Annotated in this window: 21 protein-coding genes; 11 read left to right on the top strand and 10 right to left on the bottom strand. The window is 68.9% G+C overall.

Translation table 11 applies throughout. The features are described 5' to 3' along the window. Positions 1 to 41 precede the first annotated feature (41 nt). Together ACG04R_RS22705 and ACG04R_RS22700 are read right to left on the bottom strand one after the other, a co-directional pair. Positions 42 to 815: a sialate O-acetylesterase gene (locus tag ACG04R_RS22705; protein WP_394415907.1), complete on the bottom strand. Its 774-nt coding sequence runs from the start codon at positions 813 to 815 to the stop codon at positions 42 to 44. A 100-nt stretch (positions 816 to 915) separates the two neighbouring features. Next, entirely contained in the window at positions 916 to 2838 is a 1923-nt protein-coding gene (locus ACG04R_RS22700; protein ID WP_394415906.1) for a DUF5666 domain-containing protein, read from the bottom strand. Positions 2839 to 3184: 346 nt separating this feature from the next. Between ACG04R_RS22700 and purL the strand changes: the two genes are divergently transcribed. Continuing rightward, entirely contained in the window at positions 3185 to 7147 is a 3963-nt protein-coding gene (purL, locus tag ACG04R_RS22695) for a phosphoribosylformylglycinamidine synthase (protein ID WP_394415905.1), read from the top strand. Here purL and ACG04R_RS22690 read toward each other — a convergent pair. Together ACG04R_RS22690 and ACG04R_RS22685 are read right to left on the bottom strand one after the other, a co-directional pair. Beyond that, positions 7144 to 7827 carry a glutathione S-transferase family protein gene (locus ACG04R_RS22690; protein WP_394415904.1) on the bottom strand — a complete coding sequence of 228 codons (684 nt, stop codon included), beginning with the start codon at positions 7825 to 7827 and terminating at the stop codon, positions 7144 to 7146. The genes purL and ACG04R_RS22690 overlap by 4 nt on opposite strands. Before the next feature lie 86 nt (positions 7828 to 7913). After that, a complete protein-coding gene (locus tag ACG04R_RS22685; RefSeq protein ID WP_394415903.1) occupies positions 7914 to 9245 on the bottom strand; it encodes an MFS transporter in 1332 nt (443 codons plus the stop codon). Positions 9246 to 9359: 114 nt separating this feature from the next. Between ACG04R_RS22685 and cyoA the strand changes: the two genes are divergently transcribed. The 8 genes from cyoA to pal all read left to right on the top strand — a co-directional run bounded on the left by cyoA (position 9360) and on the right by pal (position 16773). Continuing rightward, the gene (gene cyoA / locus ACG04R_RS22680) at positions 9360 to 10433 is read left to right on the top strand and encodes a ubiquinol oxidase subunit II (protein ID WP_394415902.1); all 1074 of its coding nucleotides are present in this window, start codon (positions 9360 to 9362) and stop codon (positions 10431 to 10433) included. Positions 10434 to 10442: 9 nt separating this feature from the next. After that, positions 10443 to 12479, top strand: a complete 2037-nt coding sequence (cyoB, locus tag ACG04R_RS22675; RefSeq protein WP_394415901.1) for a cytochrome o ubiquinol oxidase subunit I — start codon at positions 10443 to 10445, stop codon at positions 12477 to 12479. 15 nt (positions 12480 to 12494) lie between these two features. Beyond that, positions 12495 to 13118: a cytochrome o ubiquinol oxidase subunit III gene (cyoC, locus tag ACG04R_RS22670; protein WP_394415900.1), complete on the top strand. Its 624-nt coding sequence runs from the start codon at positions 12495 to 12497 to the stop codon at positions 13116 to 13118. Continuing rightward, positions 13118 to 13507 (top strand): cytochrome o ubiquinol oxidase subunit IV, encoded by a 390-nt coding sequence (gene cyoD / locus ACG04R_RS22665; RefSeq protein WP_394415899.1) that lies wholly within the window; start codon positions 13118 to 13120, stop codon positions 13505 to 13507. Before cyoC ends, cyoD begins: the two co-directional genes overlap by 1 nt. A gap of 6 nt (positions 13508 to 13513) precedes the next feature. Then, positions 13514 to 14221, top strand: a complete 708-nt coding sequence (locus ACG04R_RS22660; protein ID WP_394415898.1) for an SURF1 family protein — start codon at positions 13514 to 13516, stop codon at positions 14219 to 14221. Then, complete coding sequence (locus tag ACG04R_RS22655; RefSeq protein ID WP_394415897.1) at positions 14218 to 15570, top strand: ATP-binding protein; 1353 nt, start codon at positions 14218 to 14220, stop codon at positions 15568 to 15570. The genes ACG04R_RS22660 and ACG04R_RS22655 overlap by 4 nt, the downstream gene beginning before the upstream one ends. After that, entirely contained in the window at positions 15554 to 16117 is a 564-nt protein-coding gene (locus ACG04R_RS22650) for a response regulator transcription factor (RefSeq protein ID WP_394415896.1), read from the top strand. Before ACG04R_RS22655 ends, ACG04R_RS22650 begins: the two co-directional genes overlap by 17 nt. A 113-nt stretch (positions 16118 to 16230) precedes the next feature. Beyond that, positions 16231 to 16773 (top strand): peptidoglycan-associated lipoprotein Pal, encoded by a 543-nt coding sequence (gene pal, locus ACG04R_RS22645; RefSeq protein ID WP_394415895.1) that lies wholly within the window; start codon positions 16231 to 16233, stop codon positions 16771 to 16773. Positions 16774 to 16860: 87 nt separating this feature from the next. Here pal and ACG04R_RS22640 read toward each other — a convergent pair whose 3' ends face one another. Next, positions 16861 to 17352: a MarR family winged helix-turn-helix transcriptional regulator gene (locus ACG04R_RS22640; protein WP_394415894.1), complete on the bottom strand. Its 492-nt coding sequence runs from the start codon at positions 17350 to 17352 to the stop codon at positions 16861 to 16863. Between the two features lie 23 nt (positions 17353 to 17375). Here ACG04R_RS22640 and ACG04R_RS22635 point away from each other — a divergent pair, with 23 nt between their 5' ends. Then, the gene (locus tag ACG04R_RS22635; RefSeq protein WP_394415893.1) at positions 17376 to 18710 is read left to right on the top strand and encodes a chloride channel protein; all 1335 of its coding nucleotides are present in this window, start codon (positions 17376 to 17378) and stop codon (positions 18708 to 18710) included. Here the strand turns inward: ACG04R_RS22635 and ACG04R_RS22630 are convergent. The 4 genes from ACG04R_RS22630 to ACG04R_RS22615 all read right to left on the bottom strand — a co-directional run bounded on the left by ACG04R_RS22630 (position 18686) and on the right by ACG04R_RS22615 (position 21568). Then, on the bottom strand, positions 18686 to 19675 hold the full coding sequence (locus tag ACG04R_RS22630; RefSeq protein WP_394415892.1) for an LLM class flavin-dependent oxidoreductase: 990 nt from the start codon (positions 19673 to 19675) through the stop codon (positions 18686 to 18688). The genes ACG04R_RS22635 and ACG04R_RS22630 overlap by 25 nt on opposite strands. Positions 19676 to 19873: 198 nt before the next feature. After that, positions 19874 to 20737, bottom strand: a complete 864-nt coding sequence (locus tag ACG04R_RS22625) for an alpha/beta hydrolase (RefSeq protein WP_394415891.1) — start codon at positions 20735 to 20737, stop codon at positions 19874 to 19876. Between the two features lie 40 nt (positions 20738 to 20777). Continuing rightward, positions 20778 to 21323 (bottom strand): GNAT family N-acetyltransferase, encoded by a 546-nt coding sequence (locus tag ACG04R_RS22620; protein ID WP_394415890.1) that lies wholly within the window; start codon positions 21321 to 21323, stop codon positions 20778 to 20780. Beyond that, a complete protein-coding gene (locus tag ACG04R_RS22615; protein WP_394415889.1) occupies positions 21320 to 21568 on the bottom strand; it encodes a DUF2917 domain-containing protein in 249 nt (82 codons plus the stop codon). Before ACG04R_RS22615 ends, ACG04R_RS22620 begins: the two co-directional genes overlap by 4 nt. Before the next feature lie 108 nt (positions 21569 to 21676). Between ACG04R_RS22615 and gcvA the strand changes: the two genes are divergently transcribed. Beyond that, positions 21677 to 22603: a transcriptional regulator GcvA gene (gene gcvA, locus ACG04R_RS22610; RefSeq protein ID WP_394415888.1), complete on the top strand. Its 927-nt coding sequence runs from the start codon at positions 21677 to 21679 to the stop codon at positions 22601 to 22603. On the opposite strand, the gene ACG04R_RS22605 is transcribed toward gcvA, so the two are convergent. Then, positions 22604 to 23626, bottom strand: coding sequence for a cupin-like domain-containing protein (locus ACG04R_RS22605; RefSeq protein ID WP_394415887.1), 1023 nt, complete (start codon positions 23624 to 23626; stop codon positions 22604 to 22606). It abuts the gene before it with no gap. Between the last annotated feature and the right edge of the window lie 8 nt (positions 23627 to 23634).

Below are 23634 nucleotides of genomic sequence, written 5' to 3'. Positions count from 1 at the left end.
CTCTGAAGCCCCTGTCCGGCAACCCCGGGCAGGGGCTTTTCTCATCGCATCTGCAGCGTCTGCATTGCGTGGGCAAAACGGCGGCCCAGCTCGCGGGCCGAGTCGGCTGAAAAGTGCAACTCGTCTCCGAGGTGGACGAGTCCGTCCGAACTCGCGAGGCCCACGTGTGGCAGGACCTCCGGCATGTGGCGCTGCGCGTCGCGCACGGTAGCGGCCTCTGGCAGGCGCTGGGGCGAGGTGAACTCGCCGATCTCGCCGACGACGATGGGCAGGTCCGGCTGGCCCAGGTCCTGGCGCAGGTCCTGGAACATCTTCGCCAGCCGCGCGCCGTAGCTGGCTGCGGTAGCTGGCTTCTCCGCGTCCGCTTCGCCCTGGTGCCACAGCACGCCGCGGATCACTCCGCGTGCCGATGCCTCGCGGGCGCGCGCCACGGCCCGCTCGTAGAGATCGCCGCCCTTGACCCAGCGCCGCAACGGTGTGCCGCCGACGGCGGTGGGGATGAGACCGATGCTGCGCGTCGCGTCACCCCTGAGCAGCTCGCGGGCGAATGCGATGCCGGGACCGACGCCGGGCTCGATGCGTCCGGTCTTCGCATGGATGGGATCGCGCGCGACGACCCATTGACCCTCAGCGTTCAGTGCCAGCACATGTGGGTCGTCCACCTGCGCGCCGAGGTCGCGCGTGTCGCGGCCGGCCATGTTGGACTGGCCCATCAACAGGTAGATATCCAACGGCGCCGGTGTCGGGTCAGCATGGGCGGTCGTTGCAAGCAGGGCCGTCGTCGTCACGGCCAGCCATCGAAGCAGGGCTTTCATGGGCGGGCGATTCTGCGGCTGCAGACGCAAAAAAGCCCGGCGCCGCGAACGGCCCGGGCCTCTCACTCAGCAAGTTGCTTGTTTGGGGTGCGGCTGCCGCTCAACCCGGCATGAAATGCACCTGCGTGGCGACGAGCACGCCGTCCTTCACGCTGCCCTTGATCTCGACCTTGACGCCGTTGGCCAGCTTGGTCGCGTCGCCGTCGATGAACTTCACGGTACTGGCCGAAGCGTCCACCTTCTGGCCGCCGACCGTGAAGCTGGCGCTGCTGACGAAGTCTCCGATCAGGCCGCCGAGGTAGACGTAGTCGTTGCCGCTGGCGTCTTTCTCGGGTTTCTGCAGCTCGATCGTCAGCGCCGTCAGCTTGACGTTTCCATCGGTGCCGGTGACCGTCGCCTTGATGCTCAGGCGCGAGCCGTTGACGATGTCGGCCAGCTTCGTGCCGGTGGGCTGCAGCGCGGTGTTGGCCGTCAACTGCACCGTGTAACTGCCGACCTGCAGGCTGTCGGCCGTCACGTTGAAGGCGACGCCCGAAAAGCCGATGGTCTTGACCGCGCCCGGCGTCGATGTGACGTTGATACTGGTGGCGGTGAACACGCCGGTCGTGGCCGAGTACGTGCCTTCGACGGTGACGGTCAGGCCGTTGGCCAGCGCGGTCACGTTCGTCACGTTGAAGTTGAGCTTGGTCGTGTCGGTCCACTTCACCGTGGTGCCCAGCAGCGTCAGGCTGTGGGCTGTCAGGTCTACCCCGCTGATGGCGCCGGAGAGTCGCTGCACGGTGTCCGCCGGCGGCGGCTGCACGGCAATCTCGGTGGCCTTCACGCCGGCCGACGTCAGCTGGCCGGTGACCTGCACCCAGGCGCCTGCGGCCACGTCGGCGGCCGTGCCCTTCGTGAACTTGGCTGCGCTGCCGTCCACGACGGTGCCGCGCAGCGTGAAGTTGGCGAGCGACACGTAGTCGGTGACCTGGCCCACCAGCAGCGCCTTGATGGCTGTGTCGTTCTTGAACACGCGCAGCCAGTCGGCCTTCATCGCGCCGTCCTTGACGGTGCCATGGGCCTGGGCCTGGGCGCCGTTGACGACGTCGGCGGCCACGGTGCCTTCCTTGAGCGTCGCGGCGCTGGCGTCGACGACGACGTCGCCGATGCGCAGGCTGCTCAGACTCTGGAAATCGCTGATCGGGCCGCCCACGGTGGTGTCCGACGAATCCGCCAGCTTGCGCGCCTTGACCTCGACGACGCTGGCCGTCAGCACGTTTTTGCCGCCGGTGGTGGTGGGCGCGGCCGTCGCGACGACGCTGACCAGCTTGCCGTTCTCGATGACGGCGCCCGTGGGCAGCAGCTTGGCGTCGGCGTAGCTGACCGTCACGCTGCTGTTGCCGACCAGCGTGAAGGTCTTGGCCGTCGTGTCCACGGCCTGCACGGCGCCGCTGAGGCGGAACACCTCGGTGCCGTCCTTGGCCTTGCGCTCGATGCGCGTGGCGGTGATGCTGCCGTCGCTGGCCACCGTGCCGCTGACCTTGACGAGGTCGCCCACGGCGAGCTGGCTCAAGGCGCTGAAGCCGTCGAAGACGGTGGGCAACTGGCCCGTGGTGGTCGTCTTGATGGTCTGGCCGAACACGGTCAGCGTGCCGGCCGTCGTGTCCACGGCGCCGACGGTACCGACGAGGGCGAAGTTGACGACAAGGTTCTGCAGCACGCCGTCCTTCAGCTCGCCCTGCACGTGCATGCCGGTGTGCAGGTCGCCCAGCGTGCCGGCAGTCTGCGTGTCGGCGTTGTTGGCAAAGGCGACCTTGGCGACGCTGTCATCGAAGCGCTGCCCGTCGATGATGACGCTGCCGAAGCCGGTGATGGTGCCGTCCACGGAGGCGATGCTCGCGCCGGGCGTTGTGCTGGTGGTCGTCTGCGACGTGCTGCCGCTGCCGGCGCTGCCCCCGCCGCCGCAGGCCACCAGCACCGCGGCGCTGAGTGCACAGGTCGTGGCGCAGATGGCCCATTGCAGATGTTGCTTGAGTTGTCTCATGTGGACTGCCTTGGATGTTGTTGCTGCGTTGCGGAGCCCCTCGTGAACCCGCGTAAATCAGTCTGCCGACCGGTCCTGTTGGCAGGCTGTCCAGCTGTGTCGAGTTGTTGCCGGAGAGCGTTGTCAGTCGTGCGCAATGTCACGGAGCGTCGGGGGCGTTCGACCAGCGGTGGCTGGGCGCCGGCGAGCGGCGAAGGCGGTGTTTTCCGCTTATCCACGGCGGGCTGCCGCTCGTCCGCCGGGGCGGCTCAGTAGAATCCCGTGCTTCCGCACGCTGCCCCTTGCCGTTGGGGCCGAGCATTTCCGAGAACCGCGCGCCCGCCCGCGCCCAGCCTCCCCGGATTCCATGGCCCTGACCCCGCATCTGACCCATTTCGAGGGCGGCAACGCCCTTTCCGACTTCCGCGCCCAGGCCTTGCTGGCCAGGCTGCAAGAGGTCAGCACGCGCATCACCGGCGTCAGCGCCCGTGCCGTGCACTGGGTCTGGACGGACGCGCCGCTCGATGCCGAAACCCGCGAGCGCTTCGCCGCGCTGCTGACCTACGGCGAACCGGCCGTCGAAGGCGCCGAGGGCTCGCTGGTCGTCGTCACGCCGCGCTTCGGCACGGTCAGTCCCTGGGCCTCCAAGGCCACCGACATCGCCCGCAACTGCGGACTCGTGCTCAGGCGCGTCGAGCGCGTCGTCGAGTACCGCGTCGCGACCAAGTCCGGCCTGCTGGGCGGTGCCAAGCCGCTGACGGCGGACGAGCTGAACGCCTGCGCTGCGCTGCTGCACGACCGCATGACCGAGTCGGCCTGCTTCAGCCGTGAGGACACCAAGCATCTGTTCGATGAGCGCACCGCCGAACCGCTGGCCCATGTGGACGTGCTGGGCGCCGGCCGCGCCGCGCTGGAGAAGGCCAACGTCGAATTCGGCCTTGCGCTGTCGGGCGACGAGATCGACTACCTCGAGACCAACTTCAAGAAGCTGGGTCGCAACCCCAGCGACGTCGAGCTGATGATGTTCGCGCAGGCCAACAGCGAGCACTGCCGGCACAAGATCTTCAACGCGTCGTTCACGGTGGACGGCGAGGCCCAGCCGCTGTCGCTGTTCGGCATGATCCGCAACACCGAGAAGCTGAACCCGCAGCACACGGTCATTGCCTATTCGGACAACGCCGCCGTCATGGAAGGCCATGCCATCGAGCGCTGGATGCCCGCGCCGCAGGCGGGTGCCGCCTACGTGGCCCGCCCCGAGCAGGCTCAGGTGCTGATGAAGGTGGAGACGCACAACCACCCGACGGCCATCTCGCCCCACCCGGGCGCGTCCACGGGCGCTGGCGGCGAGATCCGCGACGAAGGCGCCACCGGCCGCGGCTCCCGCCCGAAGGCGGGTCTGACGGGCTTCTCGGTGTCCAACCTGCATCTGCCGGGCCTGAGCGAGCCCTGGGAACAGAACCCCGTGGGCAAGCCGGCCCACATCGCGAGCGCGCTGCAGATCATGATCGACGGCCCGCTGGGTGGCGCCGCCTTCAACAACGAGTTCGGCCGCCCGAACCTGGCCGGCTACTTCCGCGTCTTCGAGCAGACGGTTGCCGGCGTGCGCCGCGGCTATCACAAGCCCATCATGATCGCGGGTGGCCTGGGCACGATCCGCTCGGACCTGACGAAGAAGATCGAGTTCCCCGCCGGCACGCTGCTGATCCAGCTCGGCGGCCCGGGCATGCGCATCGGCATGGGCGGCGGCGCCGCGTCGTCGATGGCGGCGGGCACGAATACGGCCGATCTGGACTTCGACTCCGTGCAGCGCGGCAACCCCGAGATCGAGCGTCGCGCGCAGGAGGTCATCAACCACTGCTGGGGCCTGGGTCAGGACAACCCGGTGCTGGCCATCCACGACGTGGGTGCGGGCGGCATCTCCAACGCCTTCCCCGAGCTGGTGAACGACGCCGGCCGTGGTGCGCGCTTCGACCTGCGCAAGGTGCCGCTGGAAGAGTCCGGCCTGGCGCCGAAGGAAATCTGGTGCAACGAAAGCCAGGAGCGTTACGTGCTGGCCATCGCGCCGGAGAGCCTGGAGCAGTTCAAGGCCTTCTGCGAGCGCGAGCGCTGCCCGTTCGCCGTCGTCGGCGTGACGACGGAGGAGCGCGAGCTCAAGCTTGTCGATGACCTGGCCGGCGACGACCACCCCATCGACATGCCGATGGACGTTTTGCTGGGCAAGCCGCCCAAGACGCACCGCGACGTGACCCGTGTGGCCCGCGACGGCGGGGCGCTGGACCTGACCGGCGTCAAGCTGGAGCAGGCTGCGTTCGACGTGCTGCGCCACCCGACGGTCGCCAACAAGCGCTTCCTCGTCACCATCGGCGACCGCACCGTGGGCGGCCTCAACCACCGCGACCAGATGGTCGGCCCCTGGCAGGTGCCAGTGGCGGACTGCGCCGTCACGCTGGCCGACTTCAAGGGCTTTGCCGGCGAGGCGATGAGCATGGGCGAGCGCACGCCGCTGGCGTCCATCGACGCGCCCGCCTCGGGCCGCATGGCGGTGGCCGAGGCCATCACCAACCTGCTGGCCGCCCCCATCGAGCTGCCGCGCGTGAAGCTCAGCGCCAACTGGATGGCCGCATGCGGCGAAGCGGGCGAAGACGCCGCGCTGTTCGACACCGTGAAGGCAGTCGGCATGGAGCTGTGCCCGGTGCTGGGCGTGTCCATCCCGGTGGGCAAGGATTCGTTGTCGATGCGCACGAAGTGGGATGACAAGCAGGTCACCGCGCCGGTGTCGCTGATCGTCACCGCCTTCGCCAGCATTGCCGACGTGCGCGGCACGCTGACGCCCGAGTGGCAGCGTGAGGACTCGGCGCTCATCCTGATCGACCTGGGCCAGGGCAAGCACCGCATGGCCGGCTCCATCCTGGCGCAGACGCTGAACCAGTTCGGCAGCGACGTGCCTGACCTGGACGACCCGCAGTTGCTGGTCTCGCTGGTCAACGCCGTCAACGAACTGCGCGCCGCGGGCAAGCTGCTGGCCTACCACGACCGCTCCGACGGCGGCCTGTGGGCGGCGGCCTGCGAAATGGCCTTCGCCGGCCAGACCGGCCTGAGCCTGAACATCGACATGCTGGTGACCGAAGGCGACGGCATCAGCGACAGCCGTGCCGACACGGGTGACTCGAAGAACTGGGCTGCCCAGGTCAGCGGCCGCCGCGATGAGCTGACGCTGCGCGCGCTGTTCGCCGAGGAACTGGGAGCACTGATCCAGGTCCGTGCGGCCGACCGCGATGCGGTCATGCAGGTGCTGCGTGCGCACGGCCTGTCCAAGCATTCGCATGTCGTCGCCAAGCCCAACGCGGCGCGGCAGATGGAAGTCTGGCGCGATGCGAAGAAAGTCTTCGCGGCCGACCTGACGGCGCTGCAGCAGACCTGGGATGAGGTGAGCTGGCGCATCGCCCGGTTGCGTGACAACCCGGCTGGCGCCGACGCCGAGCACGCCGCCGCCGGCAAGGCCGACGACCCCGGCATGCACGTGCACCTGACGTTCACGCCGGAAGCCCCCTTCATCAGCACCGGCGCCAAGCCCAAGGTCGCCATCCTGCGCGAGCAGGGCGTCAACTCGCACGTCGAGATGGCCTACGCGATGTCGCTGGGCGGCTTCGACAGCTTCGACGTGCACATGAGCGACCTGCAACGCGGCGACGTGAAGCTCGACGGCTTCGCAGCGTTCGTGGCCTGCGGCGGCTTCAGCTACGGCGACACGCTGGGCGCAGGCGAAGGCTGGGCGCGCAGCATCATGTTCAACCCGGTGCTGACCGAGCAGTTCCGCGCCTTCTTCTCGCGCTCCGACACGCTCGCCTTGGGCGTGTGCAACGGCTGCCAGATGCTGGCCGCGCTCGCGCCCATCATCCCGGGCGCCAACGCCTGGCCGCGCTTCACACGCAACCAGAGCGAGCAGTACGAGGCCCGCCTGGCCCTGGTCGAGGTGCTGGATTCGCCCAGCGTCTTCTTCAAGGACATGGCTGGCACGCGGGCGCCGATCGCCGTCGCGCACGGCGAGGGTTTTGCGAACTTCGCGCGCCAGGGCGATCCGTCCAAGGTCATCGCCGCGATGCGCTTCGTCGACAACCACGGCCAGGCCACCGAGGCCTACCCGTTCAACCCGAACGGCAGCCCGGGCGGCCTGACCTCCGTGACGACGGCCGATGGCCGCTTCACGGCGCTGATGCCCCACCCGGAGCGCGTGTTCCGCAATGTGCAGATGAGCTGGACCTCGGGCGACCGCGCGCAGCACAGCCCGTGGCTGCGGATGTTCCAGAACGCGCGCAAGGCGCTGGGCTAAGGCGCGTCGCCGCTGAGGAAGCGCGCGGGCAGCGCGTGCCTCAGCGGGTAGTACTGAAAGACCGGCCGCGCCTCGACGATGCAGCGCCAGACCGATGGCCGGGCCAGCAGCCGCTCGAAGTAGGCGGCGAGCCGCGTGTGTTCCGGCCCGAACGGGCGCACGATGGCGGCGTAGAACAGCGCTGGCGCGGCGGCGCAGTCTGCAAGGCTGAAGTCTTCGCCTGCGGCCCAGGCGTGCTCGCCCATGCGGCTGTCGATGAGGTCGTAGGCCCTCCCCAGGCCGTCGACGCTGGCCTGCATGGCCTGCGGGTCGCGCTGAGCCTCCGGGCGCAGGATCTGGGCGATGTAGCGCTGCATCGGGTCCATCACGTAGAGGTCGAACAGGCGGTCCCACAGGCGCACGTCCAGCTGCGCGTCTAAGTCGTCGGGCAGCAGGCGCTGGCGGCCGGGGTGGCGGCGGTCCAGGTATTCGATCTGCAACGAGGTTTCCGGCACGACTCGGTTGCCGTCCACCAGCAACGGGATCTTGGCCGTGGGCCACAACGCGGCGTAGGCGGCGCGCGCAGCCGGGTCGCCGAGGTTGACGACCTGCGCTTCGAACGGCGTGCCGTTCTCGTACAGCGCGATCAGCAGCTTCCAGCAGTAGGAGGACAGCGGGTGGTAGTGCAGCGTCAGGCTCATGAGGGGGCTCGGCCGGGTTTTGATTGAAAAGGTGGCGGCGCAAAACAAAGGCGGGCCGCAGCCCGCCTTGGCTGGCATCCGCCGCGTCAGTCCTGGACGACGGCCGCCTCACGCAGCTTCTTGTTGACCCGCAGCGCCAGCAGCGTGCAGACCACCGCGGACAGCAGGTAGACGGTCAGCGATCCGAGCCCGAAGCGCGACGACAGGAACAGCGCGATGACCGGCGCGAAGGCGGCGCCCAGCAGCCAGGCCATGTCGGCCGTCAGCGCCGCGCCGGTGTAGCGGAAATGCGGCAGGAAGTTGGACGTCACCGAGCCGGCCGCCTGGCCGTAGGACAGGCCCAGCAGCACGAAGCCGATCAGCAGGAAAGCTGCATGGCCCGGCTTGCCGCCGCCCAGCATGAACGGCGCTGCCAGCGCGAACACGCCGATGGCCAGGGCCAGCGTGCCGAGGAAGCTGCGGCGGCCGATCTTGTCGGCGATGAGGCCGGACATCGGCATGGCCGCGGCGGCGAAGGCGGCGCCCAGCAGCTCCATCTTCATGAAGTCGTCGATGCCCTGTGGGTCCGACAGTGCGACCCAGGACAGCGGGAACACCGTGACGAGGTGGAAGAGGGCGTAGCTGGCCAGCGCGGCAAAGGCGCCGATGACGATGTGATGGCCTTGCGCCGGCAGCAGCTCGTGCAGGTGGGCAGGGTCGAGCTCATGCTCCTCCATGCGCTTCTCGTACTCGTGCGTGACGACCAGCCGCAGCCGGGCGAACAGCGCAACGACGTTGATCGCGAAGGCCGTGAAGAATGGGAAGCGCCAGCCCCAGGACAGGAAGTCCTTGTCGTCCAGGCTGCTGAAGACGTAGAGGAACACGCTGGAGGCGACGAAGAAGCCCAGCGGCGCGCCCAGCTGGCCCAGCATCGCGTACCAGCCGCGGCGGTCCGGCGGCGCGTTCAGCGCCAGCAGCGACGGCAAGCCGTCCCATGATCCGCCCAGCGCCAGGCCCTGGCCGATGCGGCACAGCGCCAGCAGCACGATGGCGGTGCTGCCCGCCGACGCGAAGCCCGGGAGCAGGCCCATGCCGACCGTGGAGCAACCGAGCAGGAAGAGGGCGGCGGTCAGCTTGGTCGAGCGGCCGAAGCGGCGCTGGATCTCCATGCCGATCAGCGTACCGACCGGTCGGACGACGAAAGCCAGCGCAAAGACCAGAAAGGCGTACAGCGTGCCGGTCAGGCGGTCGGCGGCGAACGGGAAGAAAACCTGAGGGAAAACCAGCACCGAGGCGATGCCGAAGACGAAGAAGTCGAAATATTCGGACGCTCGGCCGATGATCACGCCGACGGCGATGTCGCCGGGGGCGAGTTCCTCGTCGGTACGGGTCGTCAGCGGGCCGGACTGGGGAGTTTGGAAGGTACTGCTCAGGGCCATGATGGGCTTGTCTCCGTCTGTGACTAGGACAAAATGTCCAATCGTTGATTTGCCTCAATCAACTTACATTCCCGTCCCACGTGCAAGATCGTTAACCCTCGCGCGTTAGTCCGGATGTACCTCAAAAACACTCTCCTTACTCGCGTCCCGGTCTTGCTGTCCGGGCTTGCCTTGAGTGGCTGCAACGCCATCGTGATGAAGCCTCACGGCGACATCGCGCAGCAGCAGGCGAACCTCATCGTCACGTCGACGCTGCTGATGCTGCTGATCATCGTGCCGGTGATCGCGCTGACGCTGTTCTTTGCGTACCGTTACCGCCAGTCCAACACCGAGGCGACCTACTCGCCGGACTGGGACCACTCCACGCGCCTGGAACTGGTGATCTGGGGTGCGCCGCTGCTGATCATCATCGCGCTGGGCGCGATCACCTGGATCAGCACGCACAAGCTGGACCCGTTCCGACCGCTGGACCGCATCTCCGAGAGCAAGCCGCTGGCTGCCGACGTGAAGCCGCTGGAGGTCTACGCGGTCGCGATGGACTGGAAGTGGCTGTTCATCTACCCCGAGCAGGGGATCGCCCTCGTCAACGAACTGGCCGCGCCGGTGGATCGCCCGATCCACTTCCGCTTCACGTCCACGTCGGTGATGAACACCTTCTACGTGCCCGCGCTGGCCGGCATGATCTACGCGATGCCGGGCATGCAGACGCAACTGCACGCCGTCATCAACAAGGCGGGCGTCTACGACGGCCTGTCGGCCCAGTACAGCGGTGCCGGCTTCTCGGACATGCGCTTCAAGTTCCACGGCCTGACGGACGAGGAATTCGCCAAGTGGGTCGAGTCCAACAAGGCCGGCGGCAACACGCTGACGCGTGCCGACTACCTGAAGCTGGAGCAGCCCAGCACCAAGGAACCCATCCAGCGCTTCGCCAGTGTCGAGCCGGGCCTGTGGGGTGCCATCGTCGACCGCTGCGTCGACGGCAAGAAGATGTGCACGAGCACCATGATGGCCATTGACGCCGCCGGCGGGGCCGGCAAGGGCGGCGTGGCGGGCACGATGCGCACGGCCTGGCGCGATGCCGAAGGCACGAAGCGCGAGCGCACCGTCGTGGCTGCGCTGTGCACGCCGACCAATCCGCTGGGTCTGCCCGCCGAGGCCCAGACCGAGACCGCTGCGCCGAAGAACTGAGTCCGACCCATGTCCAATGCCATCGTTGCGCAGCATCAGGCTGCCGAACAGCTTCATCCCATCTTCGGCCGTCTCGGCCTGGATGCGCTGCCGCTGCACGAGCCCATCCTTGTGGGCACCTTCATCATGGTCGCGCTGGGCGGCCTGTTCGTGCTGGCCCTGCTGACCAAGTTCCGCCTCTGGGGCCCGCTGTGGCGTGACTGGATCACCAGCATCGACCACAAGAAGATCGGCATCATGTACATCGTGCTCGGTGTCGTGATGCTGCTGCGCGGCTTTGCCGACGCGCTGATGATGCGAGCCCACCAGGCACTGGCCTTCGGTGACAGTGCCGGCTTCCTGCCGCCGCACCACTACGACCAGGTGTTCACCGCCCACGGCGTCATCATGATCTTCTTCGTCGCGATGCCGTTCGTGACGGGCTTCATGAACTACGTCGTGCCGCTGCAGATCGGTGCGCGCGACGTGGCCTTCCCGTTCCTGAACAACTTCAGTTTCTGGATGACCGCTGGCGGCGCCGTGCTGGTCATGCTCTCGCTGTTCGTCGGCGAGTTCGCGAAGACTGGCTGGCTGGCCTATCCGCCAATGTCCGGCCTGCTGGCGAGCCCCGACGTGGGGGTGGACTACTACCTGTGGTCGCTGCAGATCGCGGGGGTGGGCACGACGCTGTCGGGCATCAACCTGATCGCGACCATCATCAAGATGCGCGCGCCCGGCATGACCATGATGAAGATGCCCGTCTTCACATGGACCTCGCTGTGCACCAACGTGCTGATCGTCGCCACCTTCCCGGTGCTGGCCGCCACGCTCGCGCTGCTGACGGCCGACCGCTATCTCGGCACCAACTTCTTCACGAACGACCTGGGCGGCAACGCCATGCTGTACGTGAACCTGATCTGGATCTGGGGCCACCCCGAGGTCTACATCCTGGTGCTGCCGGTGTTCGGCATCTTCTCGGAAGTCGTGTCCACGTTCAGCCGCAAGAAGCTGTTCGGCTACGCGTCCATGGTCTATGCCACGGTCGTCATCACGATCCTGTCCTACCTGGTCTGGCTGCACCACTTCTTCACGATGGGCTCGGGCGCCAGCGTGAACAGCTTCTTCGGCATCACGACGATGATCATCTCGATCCCGACGGGCGCCAAGATCTTCAACTGGCTGTTCACGATGTACCGTGGCCGCATCAAGTTCGAGGTGCCGATGCTGTGGACCGTGGGCTTCATGGTCACCTTCGTCATCGGTGGCATGACCGGCGTGCTGCTGGCCGTGCCGGCGGCGGACTTCGTGCTGCACAACAGCCTGTTCCTGATCGCCCACTTCCACAACGTCATCATCGGTGGCGTGGTGTTCGGCGTGTTCGCCGGCATCAACTACTGGTTCCCCAAGGCCTTCGGCTTCCGCCTGGACGCCTTCTGGGGCAAGGTCTCGTTCTGGTGCTGGTTCGTCGGCTTCTGGGTCGCGTTCACGCCGCTGTACGTGCTGGGCCTGATGGGCGTCACCCGTCGCGTCAACCACTTCGACGACATGACGCTGCAGCCTTACTTCGTCGTGGCCGCCCTCGGTGCCGGCATCATCGCCTGCGGCATCGGTGCCTTCCTGGTCCAGATCGCCGTCAGCATCTGGCGCCGCAAGGAACTGGCCGACACGACCGGTGACGTCTGGGGTGGCCGCACGCTGGAATGGTCCACGTCGTCGCCGCCGCCCGACTACAACTTCGCGTTCACGCCCATCGCCCATGAACTGGACGCCTGGCAGGACATGAAGCAGCGCGGCATCGAGCGTCCCCAGCAAGGCTTCGTCGCCATCCACATGCCCAAGAACACCGGTGCCGGCTTCGTCATCGGCATGCTGGCCACGGCCATGGGCTTCGCGCTGATCTGGCACATGTACATCCTGGCCGCGCTGGGCCTGGCGGCCACCGTCATCGCGTCCATCGTGCACACCTTCAACTACAACCGCGACTACCACATCCCGGCCGATGCGGTGACCCGCACCGAGGAAGAGCGCACGCGCGCCCTCGCTGCCGCTGCCGGTTCGGCGGCCTGACCGGGAGAACCTGACATGTCTGCAACTGTTGCCACCCACGTGAACGGTGCGCCGGTCTACTACGACCACGCTGGCGCGCACCACCCGCCCAGCAGCACGATGCTGGGCTTCTGGCTCTACCTGATGAGCGACTGCCTCATCTTCGCGGTGCTGTTCGCCGTCTATGCCGTGCTGGGCCGCTCCTACGCGGCCGGCCCGTCGGGCTCCGACCTGTTCGACCTGCCGCTGGTGGCCATGAACACCGCGCTGCTGCTGTTCTCCTCCATCACCTATGGCTTCGCGATGATCGCGATGCAGGCCAAGCGCAAGCAGCAGGTGCTCGTCTGGCTGGCCATCACGGGCCTGTTCGGCCTCGGGTTCCTGGGCATCGAGCTGTTCGAGTTCCACCACCTTATCCACGAGGAAGCGGGCCCCGGCCGCAGTGCCTTCCTGTCCAGCTTCTTCACGCTGGTCGGCACGCACGGCCTGCACGTCACCTTCGGCTGCATCTGGCTGGTCACGCTGATGTTCCAGGTCGGCAAGCTGGGCCTGACACCCGCCAACCGCCGCCGCCTGATGTGCCTGTCGATGTTCTGGCACTTCCTGGACGTCGTCTGGATCGGCGTCTTCACCTTCGTCTACCTGATGGGAGTGCTGTGATGGCCGACCACGCACACGACAACCACGGCCACGACGACCATCACGACGACGGCGACTTCCACGTCAGCTTCAAGGGCTACGCCGTCGGCTTCATCCTGTCGGTCATCCTGACGGCCATTCCGTTCTGGCTCGTCATGGGCCAGGTGCTGCCCACGCCCAAGGTGACCGGCCTGGTCATCCTCGGCTTCGCGGCCGTGCAGATGGTCGTGCATATGATCTATTTCCTGCACATGAACGCCAAGGTCGAAGGCGGCTGGTCCATGCTGGCCCTGCTGTTCACCGTCGCGCTCGTGGTCATCATGCTGTCCGGCTCGGTCTGGGTCATGTATCACATGAACGCCAACATGATGCCGACGCCTGATCCGGCCGCCATGCGGAACATGCCCTGACCGGGTATGAATCGCGCTGCACGCATCGCACTGATCGTCAGCGCGGCACTGGCCAGCGTGGGCTTCCTCGCGCTGGCCGGCTGGCAGGTCCAGCGCCTGAGCTGGAAGCTCGATCTCATCGAGCGTGTCGAGCAGCGGCTGAAGGCCGATCCCGTTGCTCCGCCCGCCGTTTCTGCTGAAGTCACCAAGGCCGACGAATACCGGCGCCTGCGCCTCAGCGGCCACTTCGAGCCGCGCGAGGTGCTCGTGCAGGCCACGACCGAACTCGGCGGCGGCCACTGGGTCATTGCGCCGCTGCGGCTGGACGACGGCAGCGCCGTCCTCGTCAACCGCGGCTTCGTGCCACCCGAGCGGCGTGCGCCTGACGCGCACGCCACACCCACCGGCCCCGTCGAACTCATCGGCCTGCTGCGCCTGACGGAGACCGGTGGCGGCCCGCTGCGCAGGAACGAGCCGGCCGAAGGCCGTTGGTACTCGCGCGACGTGGCCGGCATCGCGGCCCAGCTTCATCTTGCCGGGCCCGTGGCGCCGTACTTCGTCGACGAGTCCGCCGACGCGGCCCAGCCGCTGCGTTACCCGCGTCCCGGCCTGACGGTCGTGCGTTTCGCCAACAATCACGCCGTCTACGCCGCCACCTGGCTGGCGCTCGCGGTCATGGCGGCCGCCGCGGCCTTCTACCTGGTCCGCGAGGAGCGTCGGCGCGCCCCGCCTTGAACACCGCACCGCCGACCATCGCCGAACCCGTTGCCGTCGCGCCCGAGCGCCGCGCCGGCCGCGCCAACCTGCGCCAGCTCATCGAGCTGCGCTGGCTGGCTGTCGGCGGCCAGCTCGCGACCGTGCTGGTCGTGCACTTCGGCCTGGGCCTCACGCTGCCCTGGGCCGAGATGTTCAGCCTGCTGGGCATCCTCGTCGCGTTCAACCTCTTCAGCGTCTGGCGCAACCGGCTCACGCAGCCGGTGTCGCAGATCGAGCTGTGCGTCGCGCTGCTGGTCGACGTGGGCGTGCTGACCGGCCAGCTCTACCTCGCCGGCGGCAGCGACAACCCGTTCATCTACCTCTACCTGCTGCAGGTGGCCGTTGGCTCCGTGCTGCTGCGGCCGGCCTACCTGTGGGCCATCGTGCTGAGCACGCTGACCGGCTTCGTCGCGTTGACGCAGTGGCACCGGCCGTTGGTGCTGGACCCGACGGCACCGACGACGCTGTCGCCCAACTACCTGGGCGGCCTGCTGATGTGCTTCCTGCTCAACGTGGGGCTGCTCACCATCTTCATCGTCCGCATCAACCGCAACCTGCGTCAGCGCGACGCTGAGCTGGCTGAGCTGCAGCAGCGCGCCGCCGAGGAGGTCCACATCGTGCGCATGGGCCTTCTGGCCAGCGGCGCCGCGCACGAGCTGGGCACGCCGCTGGCGACGCTCAGCGTCATCCTCGGCGACTGGGCGCACATGGCGCCGTTCGCGGGCGAGCCCGAGCTGCGCGAGGAGATCGAGGAGATGCAGCAGCAGATCCTGCGCTGCAAGGCCATCGTCACCGGCATCCTGATGTCGGCCGGCGAGATGCGCGGCGAGGCGCCGCGGCTGACGCCGCTGGAGGGCTTCATCGACGAGCTGGCGGCGCGCTGGCGACCCACGCGGCCGGCGTCCGAGCTGGTCGTGCGCAAGGACAGCCTGCCCGTCGTCGAGATCGTCGCCGACACCGCGTTGCAGCAGGTCATCGGCAACCTGCTCGACAACGCCGCCGAAGCCGCGCCCGGCACCCGCTTGACGCTCGTGGCCGCCTGCCCCGACGAGGACACGCTTGCGCTGAGCGTGCTCGACGACGGCCCGGGCTTCGACGCCGAGCGCCTCAAGCACTTCGGCGAGCCCTATCAAAGCGGCAAGGGCCAGCCGGGCCGTGGCATGGGCCTGTTCCTGTCCGTCAACGTCGCGCGTACGCTGGGCGGGCGCTTGCAGGCGGCCAACCGCGACGGCGGTGGTGCCGAAGTCACCCTCACGCTGCCGCTGGCTTCGCTGCTGCCGCGACAATCCCGGGTGGACCGATCCGACACGCATGCCCGCTACCGCTGAAGAAGACCGCCTGTTGCTCATCGTCGAGGACGACGACAGCTTTGCCCGCACCCTGACACGTTCGTTCGAGCGCCGCGGCTGGCGCGTGCTGCGTGCCACCGGCCTCGACGACATGAAGAACCTGCTCGACGACCTGCCCGACGACGAGGAACTGGGGCATGCCGTCGTGGACCTCAAGCTCGCCGCCGGCGCCTCGGGCCTGGCCTGCGTGCAGGCGCTGAACGGCTGGGACCCGGAGGTCCTCATCGTCGTGCTGACCGGCTACGCCAGCATCGCCACGGCCGTGGAGGCCATCAAGCTGGGCGCCTGCCACTACCTCGCCAAACCGGCCAACACCGACGACATCGAGGCCGCCTTCGCGCGCCGCCAGGGCGATGCCGACGTGGAGGTGACCGAGCGCCAGACTGCGTCCATCAAGACGCTGGAGTGGGAGCGTATCCACGAGGTGCTGGCCGAGACCGACTTCAACATCAGCGAGACCGCACGGCGCCTGGGCATGCACCGGCGCACGCTGGCGCGCAAGCTGGAGAAGCAGCGCATCAAGTGAGTTGCGCGTGCGGAGCTGCACGTTGACAGCTCGCCGAAATGGATTTGTACAAAGGTAGTTGGCTATCATCCTGGCCCTGCGCGCGATTCCTGCGCGTCTGAGGAACAACTTCCATGAAGCAGATGATTTCGACGCCGGGCGCCGTCCTGGCCCTGGGTTTGGCACTCGCCGGCTGCAGCAGCACGCCCGTCACGCCGCCGGCTCCGGCCCCCGCGCCGGCTCCTGTGGTGCAGGCTCCCGCGCCGGCCCCCGCGCCCGCGCCCGTGGCCCAGGTCGCCAAGGTCGAGCTCCCCGAGCACCTGGACCCGAAGAGCCTGATCTCCACGCAGCGCAGCGTCTATTTCGACTACGACAACTTCGCCGTCAAGTCGGACTACGACGCCATGCTGCAGCGCCATGGCGCCTACCTGGTGAAGAACGCCCAGCTGGCTGTCAAGGTCGAGGGCAATGCCGACGAGCGCGGCAGTGCCGAATACAACCTGGCCCTGGGCCAGAAGCGTGCCGAGGCCGTCGTCAAGGCGCTGAAGACCTACGGCGTGCGCGACGGCCAGATGGAAGCCATCAGCTGGGGCAAGGAGCACCCGAAGGCGACGGGCCACGATGAAGCCTCGTGGGCGCAGAACCGCCGCGCGGACATCGCCTACCCGCAGCGTTGAACGCATAGCCGTGCCGGCCGCACCGGTCCGGTCGTTGCTTCGGGTGAGCCTGGAGCGGCGGCGCGGATCGGCCGGCGGCCGCGGCGGCTATTGCCCCAATGGAATCCTGGCGGCGCGCGCGTCGCCATCCAGCACGGCGATCAGTTGCGCCAAATCCGCGTCGAGCCTCGCCAGCGTGTCGGCGTCCAGCGCGGCCAGGGCCTGGGGCAGCACGCCTTGAAGCGGGCCGGGCGCCTTGCGCAGCACCGCGCGCGCCGCAGGCAGCAACTTCAGCTGCACGGCACGCCGGTCCGCGGTTCCCTTGCTGGCCTGCACGAGGCCACGCCCGACCAGCGTTCGCACCAGGTTGCTCGCGGTCGACTGATGCACGTCCATCGCCTTCGCGAGTTCGCCCGTGCCGATGCCAGGCCGACTGCCGATCAGGCTCAGCGCCCACAGCTGGGCGCCACCGATACCGGCCTCTCTCTCCACCTGCTGGAAATGCGCCTTCACCGTGTTGAAGACAAGGCGAAAGCGCCTGAGCACCCGCGTGGCGGGTTCGCTCAATTCGACGGGCGGGACGGGAGGGCGCACAGGCATCGACTCATGATAGAGGCGCCTCGTTGAAGCATCGCCGGGATTGGCTGCCCCAGTTGCAACGCGAGCTGTCGGACTGGCGGTTGTGGCTGACGCGCGCCCTCGTCATCGCCTTTGCGGCGCTGGCCGGGTTGGCCATCGTGGCCTTTTCGAGACTCGGCGATCTGGCCCTGGCGACGTTTTCCCAGGCGAGGCATGACCTGTGGTGGCTGCCGCTGGTGTGGACACCGCTCTGCACCATGGCCATCGTGGCGCTGACGCGGCGCTTCTGGCCCGGCGCCGCCGGCTCGGGCATCCCGCAAGTCATTGCCGCACTCGACACGGCCGTGCCGTCCGCGCAGCGCGGGCTGTTCGTGTCGCTGCGGCTGTCCTGCGCCAAGGTCGTGCTGACCTGCTGGGGGCTGCTCGCCGGCCTGTCCATCGGCCGCGAGGGGCCATCGGTTCAGGTGGCGGCCGGGCTGATGCATGCCGCGCGTCGCTGGCTGCCGGCGCGCAGCGGCGTGACCGCGCAGGGGCTGCTCGTGACGGGCGGCGCGGCCGGCATCGCCGCGGCCTTCAACACGCCGCTGGGTGGCGTGATGTTCGCCATCGAGGAACTCAGCCGCCGGCCCGAGCAACGCAACAGCGGCCTGCTCATCGCCGGCATCGTGCTGGCGGGCCTGGTCGCCGCGTCGCTGAACGGCAATGAGGCCTATTTCGGCGTGATCCACGTCACCAGCCTCAGCTGGGCGCTGCTCGGGCCCGGCCTGCTGCTGGCCATCGGCAGCGGCGTGCTGGGCGGCCTGTTCTCGCGCCTGCTGATCGCCAGCCTCACAGGGCAGGGGGCTGACGCCTTCAGCCGTTGGCGGCGGCTGCGACCCTTGAGCTTCGCGTTCGCCTGCGGCCTGGCCGTCGCGGTGCTGGGCGTGGCCATGAACGGGTCCACCTTCGGCAGCGGCTATGGCCACACGCGGGGGCTGTTGCAGGGCGAGCAGCTGGACTCCTGGCTCTATGCGCCGCTCAAGTTCGTGGCCACCTGGCTTACGGCCTGGTCGGGCGTGCCGGCCGGCATCTTCGCGCCGTCGTTGGCCATTGGTGCGGCCTGGGGCGCCGACGTGGCCGCGTGGGCCGGCACGCCGCACACCGCGGCGTTGATCGCGCTTGGCATGGCCGGCTTCCTGGCTGCTGCGACGCAGGCCCCGCTGACGGCCTTCATCATCGTCATGGAGATGGTGGATGGCCATGCCATGGTGCTCAGCCTGATGGCCTGCGCGCTCATCGCCAGTGGCGTGGCACGACTGCTGTCGCCACCGCTGTACGCCACGCTGGCCCGGGCGCAGCTGGCGCGGCTGCCTGCTCAGAGCGAGGCGAGCAGCTCGTAGCTGCGCCTGCGTAGCGCGTGGTCGTGCACCGCGCAGGCGACGATGAACTCGTCCGCGCCGGTGCGCTCGGCGGTGGCCTGCAGACCGGCCTTCACCGTCTGCGGCGAGCCGACGATGGATTCACTCAACATCCGCTCCACCTGCAGCCGCTCAGCGGGCGACCACAGCGTGTCCATGCTCGCCACCGGAGGCGGCAGCTTGCCGCGCCGGCCGCGCACCATGCCGAGGAAGCGCTGCTGCGCCGACGTGAACAGCAGTCTTGCCTCCTCGTCGGTCGGCGCGACGATGACGTTCAGCCCCACCATCGCGTGCGGCTTCGCGTGGCGTTCGCTGGGTTTGTAGGTCGCGCGGTAGATCTGCAACGCCTGCATCAGCATCTCCGGCGCGAAATGCGAAGCGAACGCGAACGGCAGGCCCAGGTAGGCCGCCAGCTGCGCGCTGTAGAGACTGGAGCCCAGCAGCCAGATCGGCACCTCGGTGCCCTGGCCCGGCACGGCGCGCACGACCGCGTGCTCGGCCACCGGGGCGAGGTAGCCCTGCAGCTCCAGCACGTCGTTGGGGAAGGTGTCCTCGCCGCTCTTCTCCAGGCTGCGGCGCAGCGCGTGCATCGTGGGGCGGTCGGTGCCCGGCGCGCGGCCCAGGCCCAGGTCGATGCGGCCAGGGAAGAGTTCGGCCAGCGTGCCGAACTGCTCCGCGATCGTCAGCGGCGCATGGTTCGGCAGCATGATGCCGCCGGCGCCGACGCGGATGCGTCGCGACGCCGCGGCCAGCTGGCCGATCAGCACGGCCGTGGCCGAGCTGGCCACGCCCTCCATGTTGTGATGCTCGGCCACCCAGTAGCGTGTGTAGCCCAGCTCGTCGGCGAGCCTCACGAGGTCCAGGCTGTTCAGCAGCGCCTCGCGCGTGGAGGCGCCTTCGACGACGGGCGCCAGGTCGAGGATGGAGAGCGGGGGCAGGGCGGTCATGGCGGCATCTTGCCGAGGCGCGCTTGACCCTGTCAGGGCGGGGGCATGGGAAGCCCCGAACAGGTCCCTCGCGCCGCCCGCATCCCGGCTGCGAGTGCATCGCGGCGTTGCAAATGCTCGCCATGGGAAGACCATGGCTCTGCTTTGCGCCTTGCGCTGCATCTCGCAGCCGGGCGCGTGCATTCGCGATGGACCTGCTCAGCGCTTCCGCAGCTGTGCGTGCAGCCAGGGGCCCAGGCGGGCTTCGTAGGCGGCGGCGTCGAAGTCGTGCAGGTCCACGTGCGCCGCGCCCGGCACCGGCCACAGCGACTTGGGCTCGCGGGCTGCGGCGAAGAGCTGCTCGGTCTCCGGCCAGCGCGTGCTGCGGTCCGCCATGCCCGAGGCGATCAGCAGCGGCGCGTGCACCTGGGCAACCGCGTCGATGGGCCGCAGCTGGTCGGTGCCGAGGTCCAGCCGCAGCGGCAGCTGCACGAGCAGCAGCGGTGCCAGCCACGCGCCGGCCGGGCCGAGCCGCGTCGTCAGGCGGTCCTGCACGGCGTCGACGATGGTGGGGTAGACCGACTCCAGCACCAGCGCGTCCAGCTCGGGCTGGCGCTGCGCGAACAGCACTGACGCGCCGCCCAGCGACACGCCGATGGCGCCCACCTTCTCGCCCGGCAGCCGCGTACGCAGCCAGTGCAGCGCGGCTTCCACACCCAGCGCCTCGCGCCGGCCGAAGGTGATGCGGTCGCCCTCGCTCTCGCCGTGCGAGGGCAGGTCGACGATGAGGCTGGCGATGCCCTCGCGCTGCAGCCAGCGGGCACGTGCCAGCATCTGCAGCCGGTTGCTGCGCACGCCGTGCAGCAGCAGCGCCGCGCCTTCGCCGGTGCGGCCCGGCGTGAACCAGCCGGCCAGGCGCAGGCCGCGCGCGTCCTGCAGGCTGACCGTCTCGGCGCCGACGAGGTCCGGCGGCGGTGCGCCGATGACCTCTCTGGCGGGGCGGGTCAGCAGTTCGCCGGCCAGCAGGCTGAGCAAGACCAGCGCGACGATCAGGATGGCAGTCAGGAGGATGAGGCGGTTCATGTGGCGGCGTTCCGGGCGCCGCGCATGATGCCAGCGCTCGTCAGCCGCCCAGGTCCAGCACGGCCCGCACGAGTTGCGGGCCATCGGCATGCGACTGCAGCCGCGCGCCGAACTCGCGCATCAGCACCAGCATGCGGCGGTTCTCGGCCAGCACGTCGCCGAAGAGGCCGTGCAGCTGCTGCCGGCGTGCCTGATGGACGAGATGCGCCATCAGCCGCCGGCCCAGGCCACGGCCCTGCCAGTCGTCCGCCACGGCCAGCGCGAACTCGGCCACCTCGGGCTGTTCCGGGTCGCAGACGAAGCGCGCATCCGCGACGACGGGCCGGCCGGGCGACTCGGCCTCGACGACCCAGGCGCGGTGCAGGCGCTGGTCCACGTCGGTCAGCAACTGCAGCAGCGCCGGGCTCAGCTCGCGCAGGCCGAAGTGAAAGCGCTGATGGCGAGAGTCCAGCGACAGGCCGTTGAAGAAGCGCTGCTCCGCACCGGCGTCGCCAGGCTCCAGGGGCCGCACCCAGGCCACGCGGTCGCCGGTCAAGGTCCAGCGCTGCGGTTCATGGGCGACGGCGGTCACCAGCACGGGGTTCATGGTTGCCCTTCCGCGGGCCGCAGGTCCAGCACGGCCCGCGCGCTGAGTGCGCTGATCGTCACGCCCGCGTCGTTGGGCACGATGAAGCACTGGCCAGGCTCCAGCACGACGTCACGCACGTCGTGGTCCAGCGTGATCCACAGCGTGCCTTCGGCGCTGCACAGGTGGGCCGCATGCGCCCGGGGCAGGCGCGAGGTCTGGCCGCGTTGCAGCAGCAGCCGGGTGTGGGGAACGTCGATCAGCATCCGGGCCTCCTTGGCATGCCTGTGTTGCATGTCATCCGGTGCGAATGGTGATTGCCAGCCAAGCTGCCGACAAACGATGATTCAGAAGGATTCGCATTCCCTCAGATCATGTCAACCAAGCCGATTGACCGACTCCCGCCGCTGGCGCTGCTGGCCTCCTTCGAGGCCGCGGCGCGGCACCTGAGCTTCACGCAGGCGGCTGAGGAGCGCTTCGTCACGCAGTCGGCCATGAGCCGGCAGATGCGCTCGCTGGAGGAGGAGCTGGGCGTCACGCTGTTCGAGCGCCGCCACCGCGCGCTGGCGTTGACCGAGGACGGCCAGCGCCTCTACGCCGCCTGCGCCACCGCGCTGAACACCTTGCGTGTGGCCGTGCGTGCCGTGCGCGAGCCGCACCAGCGCCAGGTGCTGGCGTTGACGACGACGCCGGGCTTCGCCTCGCTGTGGCTGATCCCGCGGCTGACGGCCTTCACGCGCGCCCACCCGGGCATCGACGTGCGGCTGGACGCGGGCCTGGGCAACCGCAACCTGGCCAGCGAGGGTTTCGACCTCGCCATCCGCTACAGCCCCGTCGGTGCGGCGCAGGGCCGGCAGCTGTTCGCCGAATCCATGCTGCCCGTCTGCAGCCCGCGGCTGGTGGGCGAGCTGGGCCTGCCGCTGCGCGAGCCGCCGGACCTGGCCCGCCACACGCTGCTGCACCTGGCCATGGACGGTGACAGCGCCGGCATGCCGGCCGAGTGGGAGCCATGGCTGGGCGCCTGGGGCCTGAGCGACCTGCGGCCGGCGGCGCGGCTGAGCTTCTCCAGCTACGCCGAGGCCATCGCCGCCGCCGTGGCGGGGCAGGGCGTGGCCCTGGGGCGGCGGCCGCTAGTGGACGCGCTGCTGGCCAGCGGCCAGCTCGTCACGCCGTTCGACGCCGGCATCGAATCCGCGCGGGCTTACCGGCTCATCGTCGACCCGGCGGCCCGGTCGCGGCCGGCGGTCAAGGCGTTCGAGCGCTGGCTGCTCGAAGCGGCCGCGAGCCCTGGCACCGCGTGATCAGGAGCGACTGAGCGACTGCGCCAGGATGGCCTTGATGGCGGCGGCTTTCTCTGGCGTGATCGGGCCCAGATGACCGCGGTGCTCGGGCGCCAGGTGGCCCAGCGACTCGTCGGCGCCCTCGAACACGAAGTGGTCGAACATGCCGCGCCAGAACCGCCGCTGCTCGGCCGGCAGGTCGCGGAACGCCAGCACCGCGTGCAGCAGCGCGTCGTAGTTGTGCACCGACGCCTGCTTCTCGGTCCACCAGTAGTTCACCAGGATGTTGAACGGCTCCAGCGACTCGACGTGGTGCCACCAGGCGTAGGGGATGTAGAGCGCGTCGCCGGGTTCCAGGTCGGCGACCTGCGCGGCCTCCAGCGCCTGCTGGAAGCGCGGGTAGCGCGCCAGGTCGGGGTCGTGCAGCGGCACCATGCTCAGCGGTGTGCCGGCCGGCGTGAAATCGAGCGGCCCGACGTAGAGGTTGGGCAACTGTTCCGGCGGGAACAGCGTGAAGCGACGCTTGCCCGCGACCACGCAGGCGAGGTTGCGCATCAGGTCGTAATGCGTCTGCACCTTGACCGCATTGCCGATCCAGACGTTGGGCGAGATGGTGCCGTCCAGTAGCGGCATGGCCTGCTCGCCGGTGAAGCCGGGCAGGCAGTCGGCGACGGGCAGCGACTCCATGTAGATCGCCGGCGCGTCGGCGTTGCCCATCTGGCTCAGCAGCAGCCGCATGCCGTCGAAGATGGTGGCCGGGCGGCGCTCGAAATTGAGGCCGGCCATCATCTCCTGGTAGAAGAGATGCCGCCTGGCCGCCGGGTCGCCGATCAGCAGCGGCACCAGCCGGCCCTGATAGAAGCGCATCAGGTATTCGCAGGCCGTCTGCGCCGATGACCTGCCGTGCTGCACTACCGGCCAGCTGTCGACGAGGCCGCGCAGGATCACCGGCTGGTTGGCCGGCGCGATCTCTTCCCGGAAGACGCGGGCGTCGACGCCGCGCCTCTCGGAGACCTTGGCGAGCGGTGGGAAGGGTGGCGTCATCCGGGAAG

Source organism: Pelomonas candidula, assembly GCF_043555985.1.
GTDB classification, from domain to species: domain Bacteria; phylum Pseudomonadota; class Gammaproteobacteria; order Burkholderiales; family Burkholderiaceae_C; genus Pelomonas; species Pelomonas candidula.
The sequence above is the reverse complement of the archived record's forward strand: the minus strand, read 5'-3'. Positions and strand labels throughout refer to the sequence as shown.

Excerpts from the sequence above, each read along its gene's own strand:
- ACG04R_RS22705 (WP_394415907.1), bottom strand. The coding sequence starts at position 815 with ATGAAAGCCCTGCTTCGATGGCTGGCCGTGACGACGACGGCCCTGCTT.
- ACG04R_RS22700 (WP_394415906.1), bottom strand. The coding sequence starts at position 2,838 with ATGAGACAACTCAAGCAACATCTGCAATGGGCCATCTGCGCCACGACC.
- purL (WP_394415905.1), top strand. The coding sequence starts at position 3,185 with ATGGCCCTGACCCCGCATCTGACCCATTTCGAGGGCGGCAACGCCCTT.
- ACG04R_RS22690 (WP_394415904.1), bottom strand. The coding sequence starts at position 7,827 with ATGAGCCTGACGCTGCACTACCACCCGCTGTCCTCCTACTGCTGGAAG.
- ACG04R_RS22685 (WP_394415903.1), bottom strand. The coding sequence starts at position 9,245 with ATGGCCCTGAGCAGTACCTTCCAAACTCCCCAGTCCGGCCCGCTGACG.
- cyoA (WP_394415902.1), top strand. The coding sequence starts at position 9,360 with ATGTACCTCAAAAACACTCTCCTTACTCGCGTCCCGGTCTTGCTGTCC.
- cyoB (WP_394415901.1), top strand. The coding sequence starts at position 10,443 with ATGTCCAATGCCATCGTTGCGCAGCATCAGGCTGCCGAACAGCTTCAT.
- cyoC (WP_394415900.1), top strand. The coding sequence starts at position 12,495 with ATGTCTGCAACTGTTGCCACCCACGTGAACGGTGCGCCGGTCTACTAC.
- cyoD (WP_394415899.1), top strand. The coding sequence starts at position 13,118 with ATGGCCGACCACGCACACGACAACCACGGCCACGACGACCATCACGAC.
- ACG04R_RS22660 (WP_394415898.1), top strand. The coding sequence starts at position 13,514 with ATGAATCGCGCTGCACGCATCGCACTGATCGTCAGCGCGGCACTGGCC.
- ACG04R_RS22650 (WP_394415896.1), top strand. The coding sequence starts at position 15,554 with ATGCCCGCTACCGCTGAAGAAGACCGCCTGTTGCTCATCGTCGAGGAC.
- pal (WP_394415895.1), top strand. The coding sequence starts at position 16,231 with ATGAAGCAGATGATTTCGACGCCGGGCGCCGTCCTGGCCCTGGGTTTG.
- ACG04R_RS22640 (WP_394415894.1), bottom strand. The coding sequence starts at position 17,352 with ATGCCTGTGCGCCCTCCCGTCCCGCCCGTCGAATTGAGCGAACCCGCC.
- ACG04R_RS22630 (WP_394415892.1), bottom strand. The coding sequence starts at position 19,675 with ATGACCGCCCTGCCCCCGCTCTCCATCCTCGACCTGGCGCCCGTCGTC.
- ACG04R_RS22625 (WP_394415891.1), bottom strand. The coding sequence starts at position 20,737 with ATGAACCGCCTCATCCTCCTGACTGCCATCCTGATCGTCGCGCTGGTC.
- ACG04R_RS22620 (WP_394415890.1), bottom strand. The coding sequence starts at position 21,323 with ATGAACCCCGTGCTGGTGACCGCCGTCGCCCATGAACCGCAGCGCTGG.
- ACG04R_RS22615 (WP_394415889.1), bottom strand. The coding sequence starts at position 21,568 with ATGCTGATCGACGTTCCCCACACCCGGCTGCTGCTGCAACGCGGCCAG.
- gcvA (WP_394415888.1), top strand. The coding sequence starts at position 21,677 with ATGTCAACCAAGCCGATTGACCGACTCCCGCCGCTGGCGCTGCTGGCC.
- ACG04R_RS22605 (WP_394415887.1), bottom strand. The coding sequence starts at position 23,626 with ATGACGCCACCCTTCCCACCGCTCGCCAAGGTCTCCGAGAGGCGCGGC.